This window comes from Sphingobium sp., assembly GCF_033795625.1.
Lineage (GTDB): Bacteria > Pseudomonadota > Alphaproteobacteria > Sphingomonadales > Sphingomonadaceae > Sphingobium.
This window is the reverse complement of sequence record NZ_JARYGI010000113.1, coordinates 1-776: the sequence shown is the minus strand read 5'-3', so window position 1 is coordinate 776 and position 776 is coordinate 1. Positions and strand designations below refer to the sequence as shown.

Annotated in this window: 3 pseudogenes; all 3 read right to left on the bottom strand. The window is 65.9% G+C overall.

The annotated features are described in order from the left end of the window. Positions 1–9: 9 nt before the first annotated feature. Positions 10–240: pseudogene (locus tag QHC67_RS18875) on the bottom strand (MgtC/SapB family protein); the annotation flags it as partial. Next, positions 236–466 (bottom strand): annotated as a pseudogene (locus tag QHC67_RS18870) (HAD family hydrolase); the annotation flags it as partial. The pseudogenes QHC67_RS18870 and QHC67_RS18875, both read right to left, overlap by 5 nt. Further along, positions 463–776 (bottom strand): annotated as a pseudogene (locus QHC67_RS18865) (heavy metal translocating P-type ATPase); the annotation flags it as partial. The pseudogenes QHC67_RS18870 and QHC67_RS18865, both read right to left, overlap by 4 nt.

Below are 776 nucleotides of genomic sequence, written 5' to 3'. Positions count from 1 at the left end.
GAGAGGTCGTTATGGGCTTGTCTGGCTGCCGACGTCATTTTTGGCGGCACGCTTGAGCGGACGAGAACAGCGCAGCGTAAGGAAGGTGGTGGCGCTCAGGATGACGGCGATGTCGTAGAGGCCATAATCCACCGCCGCGCCGAGCGCCCCGGTAGCCCATAGGCTGGCTGCTGTTGCCGTGCCCGACGCTTTGCTGCCCTTCTTCAGGATTGCGCCACCCCGGATAAAGCCGACGCCGGTAGAGCTTTGTGCCCGTGATCGGCATCAACCAGAGGCGGTCGAGAGCGGCATCTGCAGGGAGGCACGAGGCGACCTGCTTTTCGAATTGCGGCCAGTCCCCGCCCGAGATTACCGCCACGCCGGTGACGGCGAGCAATCGGGCGAGAGTCGCGGCCATCTCCTGTGACAATGGCCGCTTGCTCTCCGCAAGCGTGCCGTCGAGGTCGAAGGCAATCAGCCACTTCATGCCGCCTTCCCCGCCGGATCGCGGTAGGCGAGCAGCCTGAGCGCGTTGATGACGACGAGCAGCGTCGAACCCTCATGGACCGCCACCGCTGGCCCAATGCCGAGGCCGAGGATGGTGGCAGGCACGAGGAAGGCGACGACGCCTAGGCTGACGAAGACGTTCTGGCGGATGATCCCGCGCGTGTGGCGACTCAGGCCGACTGCGAACGGCAGGTGCGCCAGATCGTCGGCCATCAACGCCACGTCGGCCGTCTCCAGTGCCACGTCCGAGCCCGCCGCACCCATTGCAATGCCGACCGTTGCGCTGGCCA